Below are 288 nucleotides of genomic sequence, written 5' to 3'. Positions count from 1 at the left end.
CACCTGCACCGCGTCAAAGCTCTGCCCGCCGCCCTCGGCCAGGATGCCGACCAGATTGATGGCGACCTGCGAATCACGCATCGCCGCCTCGACCGAGGCCGGGTAGCGGACGTTGGCTTGGACGGCATGAATCTGCCCGACCCGGCCGAGCGGCTGGAGATGGCCGGCCAGTTCCGGCCGCCGCACCGCGACGCGGACCCGGTAATCGCGCTTGCAGAGCGCCCGGACCACGTTCCGCCCTAGAAACCCCGATCCGCCGAAGACCGTGACTGTGGTGTCCAGGTTCGA

1 protein-coding gene is annotated in these 288 nt (G+C 69.1%); it reads right to left on the bottom strand.

What is annotated here, in order from left to right; genetic code table 11:
• Nucleotides 1–288 (bottom strand): SDR family NAD(P)-dependent oxidoreductase (locus ACLI50_RS22560; RefSeq protein WP_411414676.1); only part of this gene is annotated, 288 nt, incomplete at both ends.

This window comes from Chryseobacterium cupriresistens, from assembly GCF_046614675.1.
Lineage (GTDB): Bacteria > Bacteroidota > Bacteroidia > Flavobacteriales > Weeksellaceae > Chryseobacterium > Chryseobacterium cupriresistens.
The sequence above is the reverse complement of the archived record's forward strand: the minus strand, read 5'-3'. Positions and strand labels throughout refer to the sequence as shown.